An 18,670-nucleotide genomic window follows, 5' to 3' on the forward strand; every position below is an offset into this window, starting at 1 on the left:
CGTTCAGGTGCCCGGAGGGCCTGACGCTGATATTCAAAAAGCGCGGAATTTCGAGATCACGCCGCGCAGGCGAAGCGGAGCAATGGCAAGCCAGGTCACGCGCGATGAAGGAAAGTCGGAGCTTCGCCCCGATGGAAAAGCGCAAGACCTCGTTTCCAACTCAGCTGCCGATGCCGCGCGCCCCGGCCGGGGGCCAGACCGTGTCAGCCGAAGGGATCGCGGGGATAGCCGACGGCGCTTAGATAGAGGCCCTGCGGCGGACAGACCGGGCCGCATGCGGCGCGGTCGCGGGCGGCGAGCGCTTCGGCGACGCGCTCGGCCGGCCAGGAGCCAGCACCGACCCGCTCCAGCGTGCCGACGATCGAACGGACCTGGTTGTGCAGGAAGCTGCGAGCGCGCAAATGAAACCGCACCTCGCGCCCATGTAGAATGTCATGTTCTTCGATCCGGATCTCGTCGAGCGTTTTGACCGGCGATTTCGATTGGCACATGGTCGAACGAAACGTCGTGAAATCATGGTGCCCGATCAGATGCGACGCGCCTTCGCGCATCGCCTCCACGTCCAGCGGGTTCTGCACGCGCCAGACCAGACCGCGGTCATGGGTCGTCGGCGCACGACGTTGCACGAGCCGGAACAGGTAGCGCCGCTCCTGCGCCGAGAACCGGGCGTGGAACTCGTCGTCGACCCTGGCACAGGCGAGTATCGCCACCGGCGCGGGGCGGAGATGATAATTCAGCGCTTCCGAAAGTCGGAACGGGTCCCAGTCCTTCTTCAGATCGGCATGGGCCACCTGCCCGGTCGCATGAACGCCCGCATCGGTGCGTCCCGCCGCGGCGATCGTGTGGGGGCCGGGTTCGAGCTTCGCCAAAGCGTCCTCGACCGCGCCTTGCACCGAAGGCTGATCGGCCTGACGTTGCCACCCGGCAAAGGGGCCCCCGTCATATTCGATTTTCAAGGCGTATCTGGGCATGGATCGCCCATAGCCCGAGTGCGCTGCGTTCCGCAATCCCTTCGCGCGCCCCTTCTTGCAACCTGGGAGTTCGGCGGACGGCACCGCTTTCCAGACCCGCGGCGGGGTTGCCGCCTTGGGACGAAGTTTCCGATTCACTGTATCATTCGGTCGCATTCCTCGCATGTCGGTTGACTCGAGAGCGCCGTAGCCCCTTCCCCAGTTTCTTCGTGCGCCCCGCGCGGAGAGAAGCCGTTGCGGCGAGGCCAGACATCTCAGCACGGTGCGAGGCCGCTTGCCCTTGTCGTGGCCCGGAGCTACCGATTGTCGGTCGGGCAGGGAAGGGCGCGGAAATGAGTTTGACGATCATGGCGGCGGTGCTGGGCGCGGCCTTTCTGCACGCCCTGTGGAACGCGCTGATCCGGCTTGGTGGCTCGAAAATCCGTGCGATGGTGATGCTGTCGATTGCCGAGGCGGTGATCGGCCTGGCGGTCGCCCTTTCGCGACCGCTGCCGGACAGTGCCGCGCTGGGCTGGATCCTCGCCGCGGGCGTCATCCATTTCGGCTACAAGTTCTTCCTCGCCCATGCCTATGAGCAGGGCGACCTGAGCCGGGTCTATCCGATCGCGCGTGGAACCGCGCCGATGATGGTGGCGGTCGTCTCCGCCGCCTTGGCGATCGACGCGATGAGCGGGCTCGAATATGCCGGGATCGCTGTGCTGGGCCTCGGCATCGCCTTGATGGCGCGCGGCGTGTTCACCGATGGCGAGAGTCGCCGTCTGCTGCCCTACGCGATGGGCTCGGCACTCGCGACTGCGGCCTACACGCTGGTCGACGGGATGGGCGCGCGCATATCGGGCGAGCCGGTGGGCTACGTCGGGTGGATCATGGTGTTGGGTGGCGTGCTCTTCGCCTCAGGTATGCTGGCGCAGCGCGGCACCGCGATGCTGCGCGCCGTGCCGCGCGAATGGGGAATCGCGACGCTCGGGGCTGCGGCGTCTTACGGGGCTTACGCGATCTCGATCTGGGCGATGACCCGCGCGCCGATCGCGCTGGTCGCGACCCTGCGCGAGACCTCGATCCTGTTCGCGGTGCTGATCGGTTGGCTCGTATTCGGCGAGAAGATGCGGGTTACGAAGGCGCTTGCCGCGCTGCTGATCGTCTCGGGCGTGGTGCTGACGCGGGTCTGAGTGCTTAGAACCGCGGCCGACCGTCGGCGTCGCAGCTTGCGGGCATGGCCTCGTCCGAAGATCGCGCCACGAGGTGCCCGTCCGTGATCTGCAGCGGCGTGAAGGGCGGTTCCTGGATCGCGGGTTGAATCTGGCGCACCACGTAACAGCCCCCGAAGCTCTCGGTCTTTCCGTCACGCGTCCGGGCGGTCACCGTCACCGCGAGAGTCGTGTAGATAGAGCCGGCCGCGCCTTCCGACGTCATGGGGCCGACCGTGACCGAGGCCTCCGCCGTGTCGGCGTAGCCTCTCGCGAAATCCGCATAATCGCCATCCTCTTCCGGATCGGCGTAATAGCTCCAGGCGCGGGCGTATTGATGCAGCGAGATCGCGTTATAGAGCGAGCGGACCAGCGCAGCGGGGGTGGAGCGGTCGTCAAGATAGTCCGGCGCGGCGATGGCCGACTGCGCCGAGAACACGACGGCAATGAGCGCGAAAGTGTGACGCATTAGGCCTCCTGAAAACTGTTGCCGCGGACCGCCGGAGCGGCCGTCGCAGGTCAACGCCGTTCAGGGACGATTTGTTGCACGATGCCGACGAGCAGCAGGTAGAACGAGGTCACGACCAGCCCCCAATGCGCCCAGCTCGCCGGGTCGAAATCGACCCATGCGGCCCAGCCCGCGAAGAAGGTCCACAGTAGCGCCACAGGCAGAGAGACCACGCGCCAGCGCTTCGTGCGCACGGGGTGGATGAACTTCAGCGGCAGGAACATCGCGATGGCAAGTGCCACGACCACCACGAGGATCGTCCAATAGCCGGGCTTCAGCGCGAACAGCACCAGCACCAGCATGTTCCACGCGCCCGGAAAACCCTGAAACGAGTTGTCCTTCGTCTTCATCCGGGTGTCGGAGAAATAGACCACGCTGCCATAGGTGATCGCGATGATCGCGAGCCAGCCCGTCCATCCCGGTAGCAGGCTCGACTGGAACAGCGCGAAGGCAGGGATGAAGACATAGGTCAGGTAGTCGATGATCAGGTCCATCAGGACACCGTCATAGAGCGGAAAATTCGCCTTCACATCGTAGCGCCGCGCGAGCGGACCATCGATCCCGTCAACGAAGAACGCGGTGACGAGCCAAAGGAACATCATCGACCATTGGCCTTCCGCAGCCGCGAGAAGCGCGAGCATCGACAACACCGCGCCGGTGGCGGTCAGAAGGTGGACGAAAAGGGCTTTGATGCGGATATCCATTTGTCCGTGATGCCGGATTTGCGACGCAGGGGCAAGCGAACTTCAGGCGCGCGGATGGCTCTTGTCGTAGATTTCCATAAGTCGCGCCGCGTCGACGGCAGTGTAAATCTGGGTGGTGCCGAGGCTCGCATGGCCCAGCAGTTCCTGAATGGCGCGCAGATCGCCGCCAGCGGCCAGCAAATGCGTGGCAAAGCTGTGGCGCATCGCATGCGGCGTCGCGGTCGAAGGCAGGCCAAGCGACATGCGCGCCCGCTCCATCGCCTTGGAAATCATCCGCGGATTGAGCGGCTTTCCGCGTGCGCCGTAGAACAAGGGGGCGTCCGGCTCGGCCGGGTAGGGGCACAGGCGTATGTATTCGGCCACCGCCTCGCGGGCGGCGGGGACGACCGGGACCAGCCGTTCTTTGTCGCCCTTGCCCCGGATGCGCAGCACCTCGGGCAGCGGGTGGGCGTCGGCGCGCAGCGCGAGCGCCTCGGATATCCGCAGCCCGCAGCCATAAAGCAGCGTCAGCACGGCGGCATCGCGCGCGGCGATCCACGGCTCCATCGCTTGCGTGTCGACCTGTTCGATCATCTCGGCGGCGGCGTTTTCGTTCAGCGGTCGCGGCAGCTTGCGTTGATATTTCGGGCTGCGGGTCGAGAGGATATGGCTCGCGTCGAACCCGTCGCGATCGGCGAGCCAGCGGATGAAGCTTTTGACCGAGGACAGAGCGCGGGCGAGCGAGCGCGACGAGACCTCGCGCGACCGCTCATGCGCCATCCATGCCCGCATGTCGGAAGGGCCGAGCTGCGCGATCCGGGCGGTGCCGAGGCTCTCGCCATGATGATTTTGCAGAAATCCTAGGAAGCCCGCCACGTCGCGCCGATAGGCGGTGATCGTATGCTCGGACGCGTCGCGTAAACCGCGCAGATGGCTCAGCCACTCGGCGAGCGCGTCTTGCAGCCCTGCGGACGGCTCCGCCATTAATCCAGCCAGCGGCGCATCGTGCGTTCGAATACGCCTGCGAAGAAGGCCAGAAGATCGGTGCCCTGCGAGGGTTTGAACTGATGCGGATCCTCGGCGGCCATGACCAGCATGCCCGGCAGCCGGCCCTCGCCCAGATCGAGCTGCATCAGCGCCTCGGAGCGCACCCAGTTCGCGGCCTCGCCGAAGATCGCCTCGGAGCCGGGAACGGTCTGGCGCAGCACGACCTGTCGCGGCTGCCCGCCGCGCCCGCCGCGCATGTATTCGGTGATGAAGCCGGGTTCGGCCACGCAAAGCACCTCGCCCAGCTGGCGAAGCGCCGGGTCGTCCTCGTTCTGGTGGCTCTCGAGCACCAGACGCACCGCATCGACGCGCAGGATCTCGGCCACTTCGGAAGCCAAATTCGACAGGAAGGACTGAAAGTCATGCGGGTCGAGCATCCGCAGAACCGCGCGGTGAATCTGGTTGGTACCTGCGAGGTTCTCATAGGCGGCGGCGATGACAGACCGATGGGTGTCTTCCAGCCGGTCGAGCCGCGCCTCCAGCCGGGACATGGCCGCGCCGCGCAGATCGACGATATTGCCGCCCATCGCCGCTTCGTTCGCGGCGATCAGCGCCCGCATCAGGTCGCGGTCCTCGAGAATCACGTCAGGGTCGGAAATGATCTTGTCGCGGAGTTGCTCCACGAGGGCCGGTTCGGTCATGCCTGTCTCGTCGCTCATCGATGCGTCATTTTTTCCGAGCATACACGATGCGCATCGCGACGCAGTCCAAAAATCAGCCCCCGCGACGAAAAAGGCCCGCCGGATAGGCGGGCCTGTGCCGTTTCGGACTCACGCCGGAAGATCAGATCTTCTGGCCGGTCGCTTCCCAATCCTTGAGGAACTGGGCCAGACCCTTGTCGGTCAGCGGATGGTTCGCCATCGACTTGATAACCGCCGGCGGGGCGGTGATCACGTCGGCGCCGATGCGCGCGGCGTCGCTGATGTGGTTCACCGAGCGGATCGAGGCGGCGAGGATCTGGGTCGAGAAATCGTAGTTGTCATAGACCGTGCGGATGTCTTCGATCAGATCCATCCCATCGAGGTTGATGTCGTCGAGGCGGCCGATGAAGGGCGAGATGAAGGTCGCGCCCGCCTTTGCGGCGAGGATCGCCTGCGCGGTCGAGAAGCACAGCGTGACATTGACCATGTGGCCTTCGGATGCGAAAGCCTTGCAAGCGGTCAGGCCGTCCCAGGTCAGCGGCACCTTGATCGCGATATTGGGGGCGATCTTGGCGAGCTTCATACCTTCTTCGATCATGTCCTTGGCTTCGGTGGCCACGACTTCGGCCGAGACCGGCCCGTGGACCATGTCGCAGATTTCCTTGGTGACTTCGAGAATGTTGCGGCCCGATTTCAGGATCAGCGACGGGTTGGTGGTCACGCCATCGACCATACCCAGATCGTTGAGTTCCTTGATCGCGGCGGTGTCAGCGGTATCGACGAAGAATTTCATGGCAGCTCTCCTTGGCGGCAGTCGCGAGCGTGTTAGCGCAAAAGCGGCGAGGGTGAAAGAGGTCGCAACGCCAGAGGGGCTCAGCCCCGCGGCTTCGCCGCTCCCGGGAATATTTAGTGCAGTTGGAAGGCATGGCGATGTCTGAACCCGGTTGGTTCGAAGAGGGCGCGCGGGTCGCGGTGCTGACAGCGGAGCCGATCGGGCGGCCGCTCGATTACCGCGCGCCGGAGGGCGGCTGCTACAACGGCGCTTTCGTCGAGGTGCCGCTGGGGCCGCGCAAGGTGCTGGGTGTGGTCTGGGGGGCGGGCGAGGGCGGTTTCGACGCGGCCAAGCTGCGCGCGGTGAACCGGGTCTTCGATGTGCCGCCGATGCGCGACGAGCTGCGCGTCTTTCTCGAGCGGATGGCGGAGTACACGATGACGCCCCTGCCGCAGGTTTTGCGCCTCGCGACGCGGGCGCCGGGCTTGGGCGATCCGCCGGGGATGCGCAAGATCTACCGCTTGGGCGATCGTGAGCCGTCGCGGATGACCGATGCGCGGGCGCGGGTGCTCGAGGTGCTGGAAGAGCATGGCGGCGCAGGGTTTTACCTGAGCGAGTTGGCGCATCTGGCGGGGGTGACGACGCAGGTGGTGAAAGGGCTGGTGAAGACCGGTGCGCTGATCGAGGCGGAGGTCCCGCGCGATCAGCCCTTCCCGCGGCTCGATCCGGCGCGGCCCGGCAAGGCGCTGTCGGAGGCGCAGACCGCCGCGGCGGCGGCGTTGCGGACAGGCTCCGGCGCGTATTCGACGACGCTGCTTAAGGGCGTGACCGGATCGGGCAAGACGGAGGTCTATCTCGAGGCCGTCGCGGAATGTCTGCGCAAGGGGCGGCAGGCCTTGGTGCTGTTGCCCGAGATCGCTCTGAGTTCCGAGTTCCTTTCGCGGGTCGAGGCGCGGTTCGGCGCGCGCCCCGGCGAGTGGCATTCCGGCGTCACGCAGAGCGAGCGGCGCAGGCTGTGGAAGGCCTGCGGCGCGGGCGAGGTGCAGCTTGTCGTCGGCGCGCGCTCGGCGCTGTTCCTGCCGTTTCGCGATCTGGGGCTGATCGTCGTCGATGAGGAGCATGACAGCTCCTACAAGCAGGAGGAGGGCGTTCTCTATAATGCGCGCGACATGGCGGTGCTGCGCGCCTCGGGTTGTTCGGCGCAGGTGGTGCTGGCCTCGGCGACGCCCAGTCTCGAGACATGGGCGAACGCGGAGGCGGGGAAGTATCAGCGGCTTGATCTGGGCGCACGGTTCGGCACGGCGGAACTGCCCGAGATGGGCACGATCGACATGCGTGACGAGGCGATCGAGAGCGCGCATTGGATCGGGCCGACGCTGGTGAAGGAGGTGCTGGCGCGGGTGGCCGAGGGGCAGCAGGCGATGCTGTTTCTCAACCGTCGCGGCTATGCGCCGGTCACGATCTGCCGCGCCTGCGGGCATCAGATCGGCTGCGATCATTGCGACGCGCGGATGGTCGAGCACCGTTTCCTGAAGCGCCTCGTCTGCCACCAATGCGGCGAGACGAAGCCGATCCCGGTGAAATGCCCGAGTTGCGAAGTGGAAGGGAAGCTCGCGCCGGTCGGGCCGGGGGTCGAGCGGCTGGCCGAGGAGGTTGCGGAGCGCTTCCCCGACGCGCGCCTGGCGGTGCTGTCTTCCGACCTGTTCGGTTCAGCCCGCGCGCTGAAGGAGAAGATCGCCGAGATCGCACAGGGCGAGGCGGATATCATCATCGGCACCCAGATCGTGGCGAAGGGGCATAACTTCCCACGGCTGACCTTGGTGGGCGTGATCGACGCCGATCTGGGCCTGCAGGGCTCGGACCTGCGCGCGGCGGAGAAGACATTCCAACTGATGCGGCAGGTGGCGGGCCGGGCGGGCCGCGCTGAGGAGAAGGGCGCGGCGCTGTTGCAGACCTATCAGCCCGAGCACCCGGTGATCCGGGCGATTCTGGGCGGCGACGAGGAGGCGTTCTGGGCGCAGGAGGCGGCCGCGCGGCAGGCCCAGGGGGTACCGCCTTACGGGCGGATGGCCGGGATCATCCTGTCGGGGCCGGATCTGCAGCCGCTTTTCGAGATCGGCAATCACCTGGCGCGCAACGACGCCGCGCTGCGCCGGATCGGCGCGCAGGTCTTCGGGCCCGCGCCTGCGCCGATCGCGCGGGTGCGCGGGCGGCATCGGGTGCGGATGCTGGTGAAGGCAGAGAAAAGCGCGCCGCTGCAGGGCGCGCTCAAGGCTTGGCTCAAGGGGCTGAAGCTGCCGACGAATGCGCGGCTCGCAGTCGATATCGATCCGCAGAGCTTCCTTTGAGCGCGCCTAGCGGCTGCCTCTTCCCTTCGCCGGTGGTTTCTGGAAGCTCCGTCACTGACTTCGTTAGCGGTTCGCTCCGGGAACCCATAACACATCATCCTTGCCATCGTCATTCGCGATCCGGGCTGCGACGAAGAACCAGTCGGACAGGCGGTTTAGATATTTCACTGCCCATTCGTTGACGCCTTCGATCGCGGCGAGGGACACGGCTTCGCGCTCGGCACGACGCGCGACGGTGCGCGACATGTGAAGGTGCGCCGCGAGCGCTGTGCCGCCCGGCAGGATGAAGCTGCGCAGCGGCTCGAGCTTCTTGTTCATCGCGTCGATCTCGGTCTCGAGCCGGGTCACTTGGGACTCGACCATGCGCAGGACCGGGTAGCCCGCCTCGTCGTCATGTTCCATGTCCGGGCGCGCCAGATCGGCGCCCAGATCGAAGAGGTCGTTCTGGATCACGGAAAGCTGCTTTTGCAGCGCCTCGTCGGCATGCAGGCGTGCGATACCCACGGTCGCGTTCAGCTCGTCCACGGTGCCATAGGCGGTCACGCGCGCGGAATGTTTGGCGACGCGCACCCCGTTCGAGAGCGCGGTTTCCCCGGCGTCGCCGGTGCGCGTGTAGATGCGATTGAGAACGACCATCAGCCACCCTTTCTGAGATAAACGAACAACAGGATCAGCGCGATCGCGACCGCCTGGGCGGCAATGCGCAACCGCATCAGCTTGTTGGCATGTTTCTTGTTGAAATCGCCCCCGCGTCCGAAGCCCGCGATGCCGATCATCAAGATCACCAGAACCGCCAGACTTGCCACGGCGACGATGTAGAATAACGGGTCGTTGCGCATGTAGTCTCTCTCCCTCTGGGCTCAAGACATAGCTGGAGATCACGAAAATGCGAAAGGATTTTCAGCCCTTGGCCAGCACCCAGTCGAGCATCCGGTCCGGCAGGAAGCGGCGCACGACACTGATCGTCTTCGTGGGCGTGGTGATCTTGTAGCGCGGCTTCGGGTTCGGGGCCTCGAGCGCCTTGAGGATCGCCTTCGTCACTTCGGAGGGCGGCAGTTCGAACGTGTCGGGCTTGCCGCGGCCTTGGTAGAGACGCTTTAGCAAGCTGCCCTCGTATTGCGCGCGGCGGGCGGAGTTCTTCCAATCCACCCATTTCTCGAAAGGCGGGATCGAATTGACCCGGATTTTCGAGGTGATAGGGCCCGGCTGGATCAGCACGATCTTGATGTCCGTATCTGCCATCTCGAGCCGCATCACGTCGGTCAGCCCTTCCAGCGCGAATTTCGTCGAGGCGTAGGCTGCGCGCCATTTCAGACCGACGAAGCCCAGCACCGAGGAGCATTGCAGGATGCGTCCTTCGCCGTTGTCGCCCTGTGCGCGCATCACCTTGATCGCGCGGGTCGTCAGGTCGTGCAGGCCAAACAGGTTGGTCTCGAAAATCTCGCGCAGCGCGCCGGGCGGAATGTCCTCGGCAGCGCCGGGGCAGGCGAAGGCGGCGTTGTTGTAGAGCGCATCAAGCCGGCCATGCCCGCGCGCGAGCGCCTCGTTGAAGCCAGCCTCGATACTTTCGGGATCGGCCACGTCGAGTTGGAACGAGACCAAGCCCTCGGAGCGCAGACGTTCGCAATCCTCTTCGCGGCGGCAGGTGGCGAAGACTTTCCAGCCCGCGGCCTTCAGCCCGTGGGCCGCGTCGTAGCCGATGCCCGAGGAGCATCCGGTGATCAGAATCGTCTTGGCCATGCGCGCGCCTTCCCTCTGATCCGGCGAGGCAAAGAAAAACCCGCCGGAGATATGCCTCCGGCGGGAATATTTTGACCCGGGTGGAAAAACAAGAATTTAGCGGTGCACCGCCTGTGAAAGCTCAGTTCGCCGGGCGCAGATATTTCTTCGAGACCCAGCCTTCGGTGCCGCCGCCTTCGATCTTCACATGCGCCCAACCGCCGCTCTCGGCCACAACGAGCACTTGATCGCCTTTGCGGACGCTGTCGATCGCGGCATTGCTGGTCGAGGGGCCCGAGCGCACGTTGAGGGCATTGGCCGAGACGCTCCAGAGCGTGCCGCCGTCGACTTCCGGCGCAGCGGTCTTGCGATGTTCGGGCGAGGGTTTGAGCTCAGGGCCCGGCATCCGCGTGTTCGGCGTGATGCGCGTGATCAGCGACGCCTTCTCGATTTTCGGCGTATCGGTCGGCGATGTGGCGGCCGCCTTCGCGACAATTTGAGGCGCTTCGCTGGCCGAAAGTTCTTGACTGTCGGTCGCGGCGCGTGACACCTGTACCGTGTCATTTGACGTAGCCGCAGAGGCCTGTTCGACGTCCCCGGGGACGTCGCGACCGGCGATGGCCATAACGGCGTAAATACCCGCCAAAGTGGTCAGCAACAACTTACCCATGTTCAACCCCCTGATTCCGAATTGGCAGCTGGGGAATCATTGAAATGTTAACACGATTCCGCCTGCTCTACGTCGGTGAAATTCCGCCGACGGGGGAAAAGTTCCTTGGAAATTCTTATTCCTGCTTTTCCCGCTGGACCGGGATCGGGCTCGGCTTTAGTAAATCGGCATGAGCAGTGACGAAGAAAATCCCCTCTCCACCAGTTCCGAACCGCTGAGCCGCGCGATTGGCGAGCGCTATCTGACCTATGCGCTCTCGACGATCATGCACCGGGCGCTGCCCGATGCGCGCGACGGGTTGAAGCCGGTGCATCGGCGCATCCTCTTCGCGATGCGCGAACTGAAGCTGTCGCCCACGGGCGGCTTTCGGAAATCCGCGAAGATCTCGGGTGACGTGATGGGGAACTACCACCCCCATGGCGACGCCGCGATCTACGACGCGATGGCGCGTCTCGCGCAGGATTTCGCGATGCGCTACAAGCTCGTCGACGGGCAGGGCAACTTCGGCAATATCGACGGCGATAACCCGGCAGCCTCGCGTTACACCGAGGCACGTCTGGCCTCACCGTCCGAGTCGCTTCTGGAAGGTCTGGCCGAGAACGCGGTCGATTACCGCCCGAACTACGACGGCACGCTGACCGAGCCGGTCGTGCTGCCCGCCGCCTTTCCGAACCTGCTGGCCAATGGCGCGAGCGGCATCGCGGTCGGCATGGCGACGAACATCCCCCCGCATAACCTCGGTGAGTTGGTCGAGGCGCTCTTGGAGATGATCAAGCGCCCCGCCATCACTGATGACGAGCTGGTCGAGCATATTCCCGGCCCCGACTTCCCGACCGGCGGCGTGCTGGTCGAGCCGCCCGAGAATATCCGCGACGCCTATCGCACCGGGCGCGGTGCGTTCCGTCTGCGGGCGCGCTGGGAGAAAGAGGATCTCGGCCGCGGTCAGTGGCAGATCGTCGTCACCGAGATTCCGTATCAGGTGCAGAAATCGAAGCTGATCGAGCGTCTGGCCGAGGTCATCCAGACCCGCAAAGTGCCCGCGCTGGCCGATGTGCGCGACGAGAGCGCCGACGATATCCGCATCGTGCTGGAGCCGAAATCGCGCACCGTCGAGCCCGAGATGCTGATGGGGATGCTGTTCAAGAACTCCGATCTTGAGGTCCGCTTCTCTCTCAACATGAACGTGCTGATCGACGGGCGGGTGCCGAAGGTCTGCTCGCTCAAGGAGGTGCTGCGCGCCTTCCTCGATCACCGGCGCGAGGTGCTGCTGCGCCGTTCGCAGCATCGGATGGACAAGATCGACGCGCGTCTGGAAGTGCTCGAAGGCTACATTATCGCCTTCCTGAACCTCGACCGGGTGATCGAGATCATTCGCTACGAGGACGAACCCAAAGCGATGCTGATGGCCGAGTTCGAGCTGTCGGACGTGCAGGCCGAAGCGATCCTAAACATGCGCCTGCGCAGTCTGCGCAAGCTCGAGGAGATGGAGCTCAAGCGCGAGCGTGATGCACTGATCGAAGAGCGCTCGGGACTGGAAGACCTTCTCGCCTCCGAAAAGCTGCAATGGAAGACGATCGGCGGTGAGCTGAAAGAGATCGACAAGAAATTCGGCCGCAACGCCGAGGGCGGCGCGCGACGCACCGGCTTCGCCGAGGCTGGTGAGGTCGAGGAAGTGCCGATCGAGGCGATGATCGAACGCGAACCGATTACCGTGATCCTGTCGAAGATGGGCTGGATCCGGGCGATGAAGGGCCACAACGCGCTCGACGCCGAGGTGAAGTTCAAGGATGGCGACGGGCCGATGTTCGCCATGCATGCCGAGACCACGGACCGGATCGTCGCGATGGGCTCCAACGGGCGCGCCTATACGGTGCTCGGGGCGAATCTGCCCGGCGGGCGCGGCATGGGCGAGCCGCTGCGGCTGATGGTCGACCTGCCCAACGAGGCGGAGGTGACGCATCTGCTGCTGCCGAAGGCGGGCGAGAAATACCTGCTGGCCTCGTCGGATGGCGACGGGTTCGTCTGCCCGGGCGAAGAGCTCGTGGCGCAGACCAAATCGGGCAAGCAGGTTCTGAACATGAAGGGGGCGGCGAAAACCACCGTCTGTTCGAAGATCGACGGCGACACGGTCGCCTGCGTCGGTCAGAACCGCAAGCTGCTGGTCTTCCCGCTGGAAGAGCTGCCCGAGATGGCGCGCGGCAAAGGCGTCCGTTTGCAGAAATACAAGGATGGTGGGCTGAGCGACGCCAAGACCTTCACCTTGGCCGATGGTCTGAGCTGGAAGGATCCGGCGGGCCGCACGCGGACCGAGACCGACCTCGCCGAATGGACCGGAAAGCGCGCCTCGGCGGGCCGCATGGCCCCGCGTGGCTTCCCGCGGGACAACAGGTTCACCTGAGGCTTTGCCTGAGGGATCGTCCGGACAGGCCCGGGCGATCCGGCAGGGGGCGCCGCCCCCTCTTGCCCTGTCGGGCAATTCACCCCCGGGATATTTTCGCCAAGGCGAAGCATGAATGTTCGCTCTCGCCCGTCACGCGCGCTCTACTGTCAGCCAGATGCCGCCCTTTGGGCGTGTGGTCAGGATCATCTCCGGCACAGGCTCGCGCCCCGGAACGGCGGTGAAGCGGAACCGGGCGAGGAGCGTGGCGAGGATGATCTGTGCTTCCTGCATCGCGAAGCCCGCGCCGATGCAAATCCGCGGCCCGGCCCCGAAGGGCAGGAAGGCGAAGCGGTCATGCGTCGGATCGGCGAAACGATCCGGGCGGAAGGCATGCGGGTCGTCCCACAGCGCGTGGTGACGGTGGAGCGCGTAGATCGGCAGCATCACCGTGTCGCCTGCGCGCACCTCGCGCCCCAGAAGCGTGTCGGGTTTGCGCGCCGTGCGCGACAGGAAGCCCGCAGGCGGGTAGAGGCGCAGGCTTTCGTTCACGATCTGCGCGACGAGGGGCATCTTTGGCAGGTCATCGACGGTCGCCGCATGCGCGCCGAGCGCGGCCTGCGCCTCGCTGCGGGCGGCCTCCTGCACCGCCGGGTCGAAGGCGCAGAGATAGAGCGCCCAGGCGAGCGTCAGGGCGGTGGTCTCATGGCCTGCGACAATGAAGGTCAGCAGGTTGTCGCGTAGCTCGGCCGGGCTCATCTCGCGGCCGGTTTCGGGGTCCTGCGCGCCGTCGAGCAGGTCCAGAAGGTCGGGCACCGCCTTCGCCTCGCTCGCGCGCCGGGCCTCGATCGCGCGGTCCGCATGGCGCTTGAGGTCGCGCACGACGCCCGAGGAGATCACCCGATGCGGGCGCGGCACCCAAGCGGGCAGCGCGAAGAGATCCAGCAGCGAGACCTTTGCCGTCTGCGCGATATAGGCGTCGATCGCCCGATGGATCGCGGCGCGGTCGAAGCCCTCGTCGCCCGAGAAGGTCACGTCCGAGATCACCTCGAAGGTCGCAGCCACCATTTCCTGATGCAGATCCACCGCGCGACCGGTATCGGCGGCGGTGCTGATGCGCGCGGCAGAGGCCTCCGCTGCGGCCCCCATGACGGGGGCGAGCGCCTCCATGTTGCGCGCGGCGAAGACCGGAGAGGCGGCGCGGCGCTGCCAGCGCCATTCGGCCCCTTCGGCGACGAATAGCCCTTCCCCCACGGCAGGGCCGAGAATGAGCTTGGTCACCACCGATTTCGGATAATCCTCGACGCGCGTCTTGAGGATGTGACGCAGGCTGTCAGGGTCCATCACCATATGCCAGCGCGCGCCTGTATTGCCCGAGATGATCGGTGCATGGGTGGCCAGTTCCGGTATTATTTCCAATAGGTTGCGCCGCGCGGCCCGGAAGCTCGCGAGGATCCCCAGCGGGTGCTCGGCAAGCGGTGCGCGGGCGGGAAGGCGGTGGGTGTCGTCTGTCGCAGCGTAATCCATGACGGGATGGTAGTGCGGAGCGGGTCGCTGCCCAAGCGAAACCGCGAACACAGACAGGGGAAACCCTGCATTCCGGGCTTGATTTTTCCCCGCCAGGGCAATAGGTAGCGCGCGATATTGACTCGGGCTCGCTGCTAGCGGCCCCCTAACCAGAGGCGCCCCGCGAGATGGCAAAGGAAAAGTTTGAACGTAACAAACCGCACGTCAACATCGGCACGATTGGCCACGTTGACCACGGCAAGACGACGCTGACGGCTGCGATCACGAAGTATTTCGGTGATTTCCGCGCGTATGACCAGATCGACGGCGCGCCGGAAGAGAAAGCCCGCGGCATCACGATCTCGACCGCGCACGTGGAGTACGAGACCGAGTCGCGTCACTACGCGCACGTCGACTGCCCCGGCCACGCCGACTACGTGAAGAACATGATCACGGGTGCCGCGCAGATGGACGGCGCGATCCTGGTCGTGAACGCAGCTGACGGCCCGATGCCGCAGACGCGCGAGCACATCCTGCTCGGCCGTCAGGTCGGCATCCCGGCGATGGTCGTGTACCTGAACAAGGTTGACCAGGTCGACGACGAGGAGCTGCTCGAGCTCGTGGAAATGGAAGTTCGTGAACTTCTGTCGTCCTACGACTTCCCCGGCGACGATATCCCGATCATCAAGGGTTCGGCTCTGGCTGCGATGGAAGGCCGTGATCCGGAAATCGGCGAGAACTCGATCCGTGCGCTGATGGAAGCTGTCGACAGCTACATCCCGACGCCGGAGCGCGCCGTGGACCAGCCCTTCCTGATGCCGATCGAAGACGTGTTCTCGATCTCGGGCCGTGGTACGGTTGTGACCGGCCGCGTCGAGCGTGGCGTGATCAACGTCGGCGACGAACTGGAAATCGTGGGTATCCGCGACACCTCGAAGACGACCTGCACGGGCGTCGAGATGTTCCGCAAGCTGCTGGACCGTGGTGAAGCTGGCGACAACATCGGCGCGCTGCTGCGCGGCATCGACCGTGACGGCGTCGAGCGTGGTCAGGTTCTGTGCAAGCCGGGTTCGGTGAAGCCGCACACGAAGTTCGAAGCTGAAGCCTACATCCTCACCAAAGAGGAAGGTGGCCGTCACACCCCGTTCTTCGCGAACTACCGTCCGCAGTTCTACTTCCGCACGACGGACGTGACCGGCACCGTGACGCTGCCCGAGGGCACCGAGATGGTGATGCCGGGCGACAACTTGAAGTTCGAAGTCGAACTGATCGCTCCGATCGCGATGGAAGACGGTCTGCGCTTCGCAATCCGCGAAGGCGGCCGCACCGTCGGCGCCGGCGTGGTGTCGAAAATCATCGAGTGATCTTCGGATCATTTGGACTTGCGAAGGGCCGCCCGCTTGGGCGGCCCTTTTGCTTTGCGTGAAAGACGCGGTGCCGGTGGTCGCAATCGCGGGTGTCTCGCACTAGATCTTCTGCGCATTGGGGGCGTGGGAGGATGCAAGACATGGTGGAGACGAACGGTGCGCGGGAGCGGCGCTGGGACGTAGACGGGCTACGGATCGCCGGGCTCGAATGGGGCTCCGAGGAGGGGCTGCCGGTCTTGGCGCTGCATGGTTGGATGGATCATGCAGCGAGCTTTGCCGAGCTCGCGCCGCGGCTGAATGGCTGCCATGTCGTCGCGCTCGATTTGAGCGGGCAGGGGCTGAGCGGGCATCGCGCGGCCCATGCGAGCTACAATATCTGGGACGACTTGCCGCAGATCCTGCGGGTGCTCGACGCTCTGGGTTGGGAGGAGTGCGTGCTGCTGGGCCATTCGCGGGGTGCCAATATCGCGGCGCTGTTGGCGGCAGCGATGCCGGAGCGGGTGCGAGGTTTCATCGCGCTCGATTCGCTGGCCCCCGAGCCGGTGGCGCAGGACTTCGTCACAACCCTGCGCGCCTATCTGACCGAGGTGCCAACGCAGGCGGCGCGGCCTCCACGCAGTTTCCCGACGCGCGAAGCCTATATCGCGCGCCGCGCGGGGCAGGGCAACGCGCGCGCGGTGGCCGAGGCGCTGGCGGAGCGTGCGCTGAAAGACGGCCCGGAGAGCTGGCATCTGCGCGGCGACCGGCGGCTGTTCGCGAGTTCTGCAGCGAAACTCGATCGCGACGATGTGGAGGCGGTGCTGCGGGCGATCCGGGCACCGGTGCTCAATATCTGGGCTGCGGACGGGATTCGGGCGCGGCGCGAGGGCACGGCGGAGTTGGCGCGATGGGGGGCCGAGCTGATCGCCGATTATGAGAGCGTGGAGATCGCAGGCGACCACCATTTCCACCTCGACCCTGACGCGGCGGAGCAGATCGCGAAGGCGATGACGGAGTGGCGCGCGCGCAAGCTGTGACCGGACGGCTGGCGCGGACCCGTCGCTTGCGCTAGACTGGACGAGCACGCAATGGAGGCGCCGATGGACAAGACCCTTTTCTGATCCCGTTTCCCTGAAACTCTGATCGAGAGAGGTCTCTCCATGTCTGCCCATCCGCTGCCGCGGCGCTTTCCTGCGCCCGATACCCGCAATCCTGTACTGCTGCCCGATGGCATGCCGCATGAACCCACCGTGTTCCTGCAGGCGGTGATCGATCATCCCAATATCGAGGTCGGGCGCTATGCTTATTACAGTCCTCTCGTTCCCGTGCCGGACGCGGCGGCGGAGCTGGCGCCGTATCTGTTTCCCGGCTGCCCCGAGCGGCTGGTGATCGGCCCCTTCGCGCAGATCGCTCATGGGGTGCGCTTCATCACCGCCTCCGCAAATCACCCGATGGGCGGGATTACGACCTATCCGTTCCGGATTTTCGACATGGAGACAGCGGGGAAATATCTCGAGGAGAACGCCGCGACTGGGGACACTGTCATCGGGCCGGATGTCTGGCTTGGCTTCAACGCGATGGTGATGCCCGGCGTGACGATCAGCGCGGGGGCGATCGTGGCGGCTGGCTCGGTCGTGGCGCAGGACGTGCCGCCCTTTGCGATTGTTGCGGGCAATCCGGCGCGCGTGGTGCGGTCCCGGTTCAACCCCGATGAGATTGCACAATTGCTCGAACTGGCGTGGTGGGACTGGCCGGTGGAGGCCATACAGGCCGCGCTTCCGGCACTGGAAGCAGGCGATGTCGCCGCACTGGCCAGACACGCACCCTAAGCGAGAAGCTTGCCGCTGCGCGCAACGACGCTAGGCTCTGGGCAACGCTACGATTTCGCCCGGAGCCCGGATGACCAACAGCCCGATCCTCTTCTCGCATATCCTCTCGGGCGCGCCCGATCCTGACGGGCCTGCCGATATCGTCGAGGCGCTACGGGACGAACGGCTCGCCTGGGCGCATCTGGACGGGACGCACCCGCGGGCGCAGCGCTGGATTCGCGAGGAGCTGGATTACCTCGACCCGCAGGCGGTGGAGGCGTTGCTAGATGTCGATACGCGCCCGCGCATGAGCCAGATCGGCGAGGGGCTTCTGGTGATCCTGCGCGCGATCAACTTCAACGAGGGCGAAGACCCCGAGGATATGGTCTCGCTGCGGATGTATCTCGACCGGCAGCGCATCCTGACGATCTCGCGCAAGCGCGTGCGCGCGATCGAGCACATGAACGTAGCGATCCGCGACGGCCAAGGGCCCAGCGACGCGGGCAGCTTCCTCGTGCAACTCACCGAGGATATCGTCGGCAATATCGGAGTGTTCCAGAGCGAATTGGACGAACGCGCCGAAACGCTAGAGGATCAGGTCTATGGCGGGCACGCCGATCACATGCGCCGCGACGTTCTCGACCTGCGGCTGCAGGTGATCGCGGCGCGGCGTTACCTCGCGCCGCAACGCGAAGCCCTGATCCGTCTGACGCAGGCGGAGAGCCCGATCATCGACGAGGTTACGCGGCGCGAGATCGAGGAAGAAGCGTTGAAGATGACGCGGATTTCGGAAGATATGGACGAGCTGCGCGATCAGGCACAGGTGCTCCGCGAGGAACTCTCGAGCCAGCTGTCGGATCGGGTGAACCGCAACACCTTCGTGCTGTCGGTGGTCTCCACGATCTTCCTGCCGCTCGGGTTTCTCACCGGACTGTTCGGGGTCAACATCGGCGGGATGCCGGGGCTGAATTCCGACAATGCGTTCAATTATCTGGTGATCGTCTGCGTGGTCATCGTCGCCGTGCAGTTGATGGTCATGGGCCTCCTGCGCCTCTATTCGAAGCGCAGGAAGCGGTAATTCACGCGA

The 18,670-nt window shown here is 65.2% G+C and carries 18 protein-coding genes; 7 read left to right on the forward strand and 11 right to left on the reverse strand.

Translation table 11 applies throughout. The features are described from left to right. Window positions 1-203 precede the first annotated feature (203 nt). Window positions 204-971, reverse strand: a complete 768-nt coding sequence (gene truA / locus B6V76_RS17215; RefSeq protein ID WP_075773797.1) for a tRNA pseudouridine(38-40) synthase TruA — start codon at window positions 969-971, stop codon at window positions 204-206. A gap of 332 nt (window positions 972-1,303) precedes the next feature. Between truA and B6V76_RS17220 the strand changes: the two genes are divergently transcribed. Then, entirely contained in the window at window positions 1,304-2,140 is an 837-nt protein-coding gene (locus B6V76_RS17220) for a DMT family transporter (protein ID WP_088728023.1), read from the forward strand. A gap of 4 nt (window positions 2,141-2,144) precedes the next feature. Here B6V76_RS17220 and B6V76_RS17225 read toward each other — a convergent pair whose 3' ends face one another. The 5 genes from B6V76_RS17225 to fsa all read right to left on the reverse strand — a co-directional run bounded on the left by B6V76_RS17225 (window position 2,145) and on the right by fsa (window position 5,830). Then, window positions 2,145-2,627 (reverse strand): hypothetical protein, encoded by a 483-nt coding sequence (locus B6V76_RS17225; protein WP_088728024.1) that lies wholly within the window; start codon window positions 2,625-2,627, stop codon window positions 2,145-2,147. Window positions 2,628-2,677: 50 nt separating this feature from the next. Beyond that, window positions 2,678-3,370 (reverse strand): CDP-alcohol phosphatidyltransferase family protein, encoded by a 693-nt coding sequence (locus tag B6V76_RS17230; RefSeq protein ID WP_088719445.1) that lies wholly within the window; start codon window positions 3,368-3,370, stop codon window positions 2,678-2,680. A gap of 42 nt (window positions 3,371-3,412) precedes the next feature. Further along, entirely contained in the window at window positions 3,413-4,333 is a 921-nt protein-coding gene (locus B6V76_RS17235; RefSeq protein ID WP_088728025.1) for a tyrosine recombinase XerC, read from the reverse strand. Next, on the reverse strand, window positions 4,333-5,055 hold the full coding sequence (locus B6V76_RS17240) for a DUF484 family protein (protein WP_240497676.1): 723 nt from the start codon (window positions 5,053-5,055) through the stop codon (window positions 4,333-4,335). Before B6V76_RS17240 ends, B6V76_RS17235 begins: the two co-directional genes overlap by 1 nt. A 124-nt stretch (window positions 5,056-5,179) precedes the next feature. Next, entirely contained in the window at window positions 5,180-5,830 is a 651-nt protein-coding gene (gene fsa / locus B6V76_RS17245) for a fructose-6-phosphate aldolase (RefSeq protein WP_088719447.1), read from the reverse strand. A gap of 137 nt (window positions 5,831-5,967) precedes the next feature. Between fsa and B6V76_RS17250 the strand changes: the two genes are divergently transcribed. Next, window positions 5,968-8,157 carry a primosomal protein N' gene (locus tag B6V76_RS17250; RefSeq protein ID WP_088719749.1) on the forward strand — a complete coding sequence of 730 codons (2,190 nt, stop codon included), beginning with the start codon at window positions 5,968-5,970 and terminating at the stop codon, window positions 8,155-8,157. A gap of 63 nt (window positions 8,158-8,220) precedes the next feature. Here B6V76_RS17250 and B6V76_RS17255 read toward each other — a convergent pair whose 3' ends face one another. From B6V76_RS17255 to B6V76_RS17270, 4 genes are all read right to left on the reverse strand, one after another. Further along, window positions 8,221-8,793 carry a cob(I)yrinic acid a,c-diamide adenosyltransferase gene (locus B6V76_RS17255; RefSeq protein WP_075773804.1) on the reverse strand — a complete coding sequence of 191 codons (573 nt, stop codon included), beginning with the start codon at window positions 8,791-8,793 and terminating at the stop codon, window positions 8,221-8,223. After that, window positions 8,793-8,996 (reverse strand): twin transmembrane helix small protein, encoded by a 204-nt coding sequence (locus B6V76_RS17260; protein WP_075773805.1) that lies wholly within the window; start codon window positions 8,994-8,996, stop codon window positions 8,793-8,795. Before B6V76_RS17260 ends, B6V76_RS17255 begins: the two co-directional genes overlap by 1 nt. 61 nt (window positions 8,997-9,057) lie before the next feature. Continuing rightward, on the reverse strand, window positions 9,058-9,897 hold the full coding sequence (locus tag B6V76_RS17265; protein WP_088728026.1) for an SDR family NAD(P)-dependent oxidoreductase: 840 nt from the start codon (window positions 9,895-9,897) through the stop codon (window positions 9,058-9,060). A gap of 121 nt (window positions 9,898-10,018) precedes the next feature. Then, the gene (locus B6V76_RS17270) at window positions 10,019-10,546 is read right to left on the reverse strand and encodes an SH3 domain-containing protein (RefSeq protein ID WP_088719450.1); all 528 of its coding nucleotides are present in this window, start codon (window positions 10,544-10,546) and stop codon (window positions 10,019-10,021) included. Window positions 10,547-10,715: 169 nt separating this feature from the next. On the opposite strand from B6V76_RS17270, the gene parC reads away from it, so the two are divergent. Beyond that, the gene (parC, locus tag B6V76_RS17275; RefSeq protein ID WP_075773808.1) at window positions 10,716-12,944 is read left to right on the forward strand and encodes a DNA topoisomerase IV subunit A; all 2,229 of its coding nucleotides are present in this window, start codon (window positions 10,716-10,718) and stop codon (window positions 12,942-12,944) included. A gap of 132 nt (window positions 12,945-13,076) precedes the next feature. Here parC and B6V76_RS17280 read toward each other — a convergent pair whose 3' ends face one another. Continuing rightward, on the reverse strand, window positions 13,077-14,450 hold the full coding sequence (locus tag B6V76_RS17280; RefSeq protein WP_088719451.1) for a cytochrome P450: 1,374 nt from the start codon (window positions 14,448-14,450) through the stop codon (window positions 13,077-13,079). Between the two features lie 167 nt (window positions 14,451-14,617). Here B6V76_RS17280 and tuf point away from each other — a divergent pair, with 167 nt between their 5' ends. The 4 genes from tuf (at window position 14,618) to B6V76_RS17300 (ending at window position 18,661) form a co-directional block, all read left to right on the forward strand. Further along, a complete protein-coding gene (gene tuf, locus B6V76_RS17285; RefSeq protein WP_077701325.1) occupies window positions 14,618-15,793 on the forward strand; it encodes an elongation factor Tu in 1,176 nt (391 codons plus the stop codon). 143 nt (window positions 15,794-15,936) lie between these two features. Then, window positions 15,937-16,812, forward strand: coding sequence for an alpha/beta fold hydrolase (locus B6V76_RS17290; protein WP_088728027.1), 876 nt, complete (start codon window positions 15,937-15,939; stop codon window positions 16,810-16,812). A gap of 123 nt (window positions 16,813-16,935) precedes the next feature. Continuing rightward, window positions 16,936-17,604, forward strand: coding sequence for a CatB-related O-acetyltransferase (locus B6V76_RS17295; RefSeq protein ID WP_088728028.1), 669 nt, complete (start codon window positions 16,936-16,938; stop codon window positions 17,602-17,604). A 70-nt stretch (window positions 17,605-17,674) separates the two neighbouring features. Continuing rightward, window positions 17,675-18,661 carry a zinc transporter ZntB gene (locus tag B6V76_RS17300; RefSeq protein ID WP_075773813.1) on the forward strand — a complete coding sequence of 329 codons (987 nt, stop codon included), beginning with the start codon at window positions 17,675-17,677 and terminating at the stop codon, window positions 18,659-18,661. Window positions 18,662-18,670 lie beyond the last annotated feature (9 nt).

It is taken from the genome of Thioclava sp. IC9 (genome assembly GCF_002213225.1).
GTDB lineage: Bacteria > Pseudomonadota > Alphaproteobacteria > Rhodobacterales > Rhodobacteraceae > Thioclava > Thioclava nitratireducens.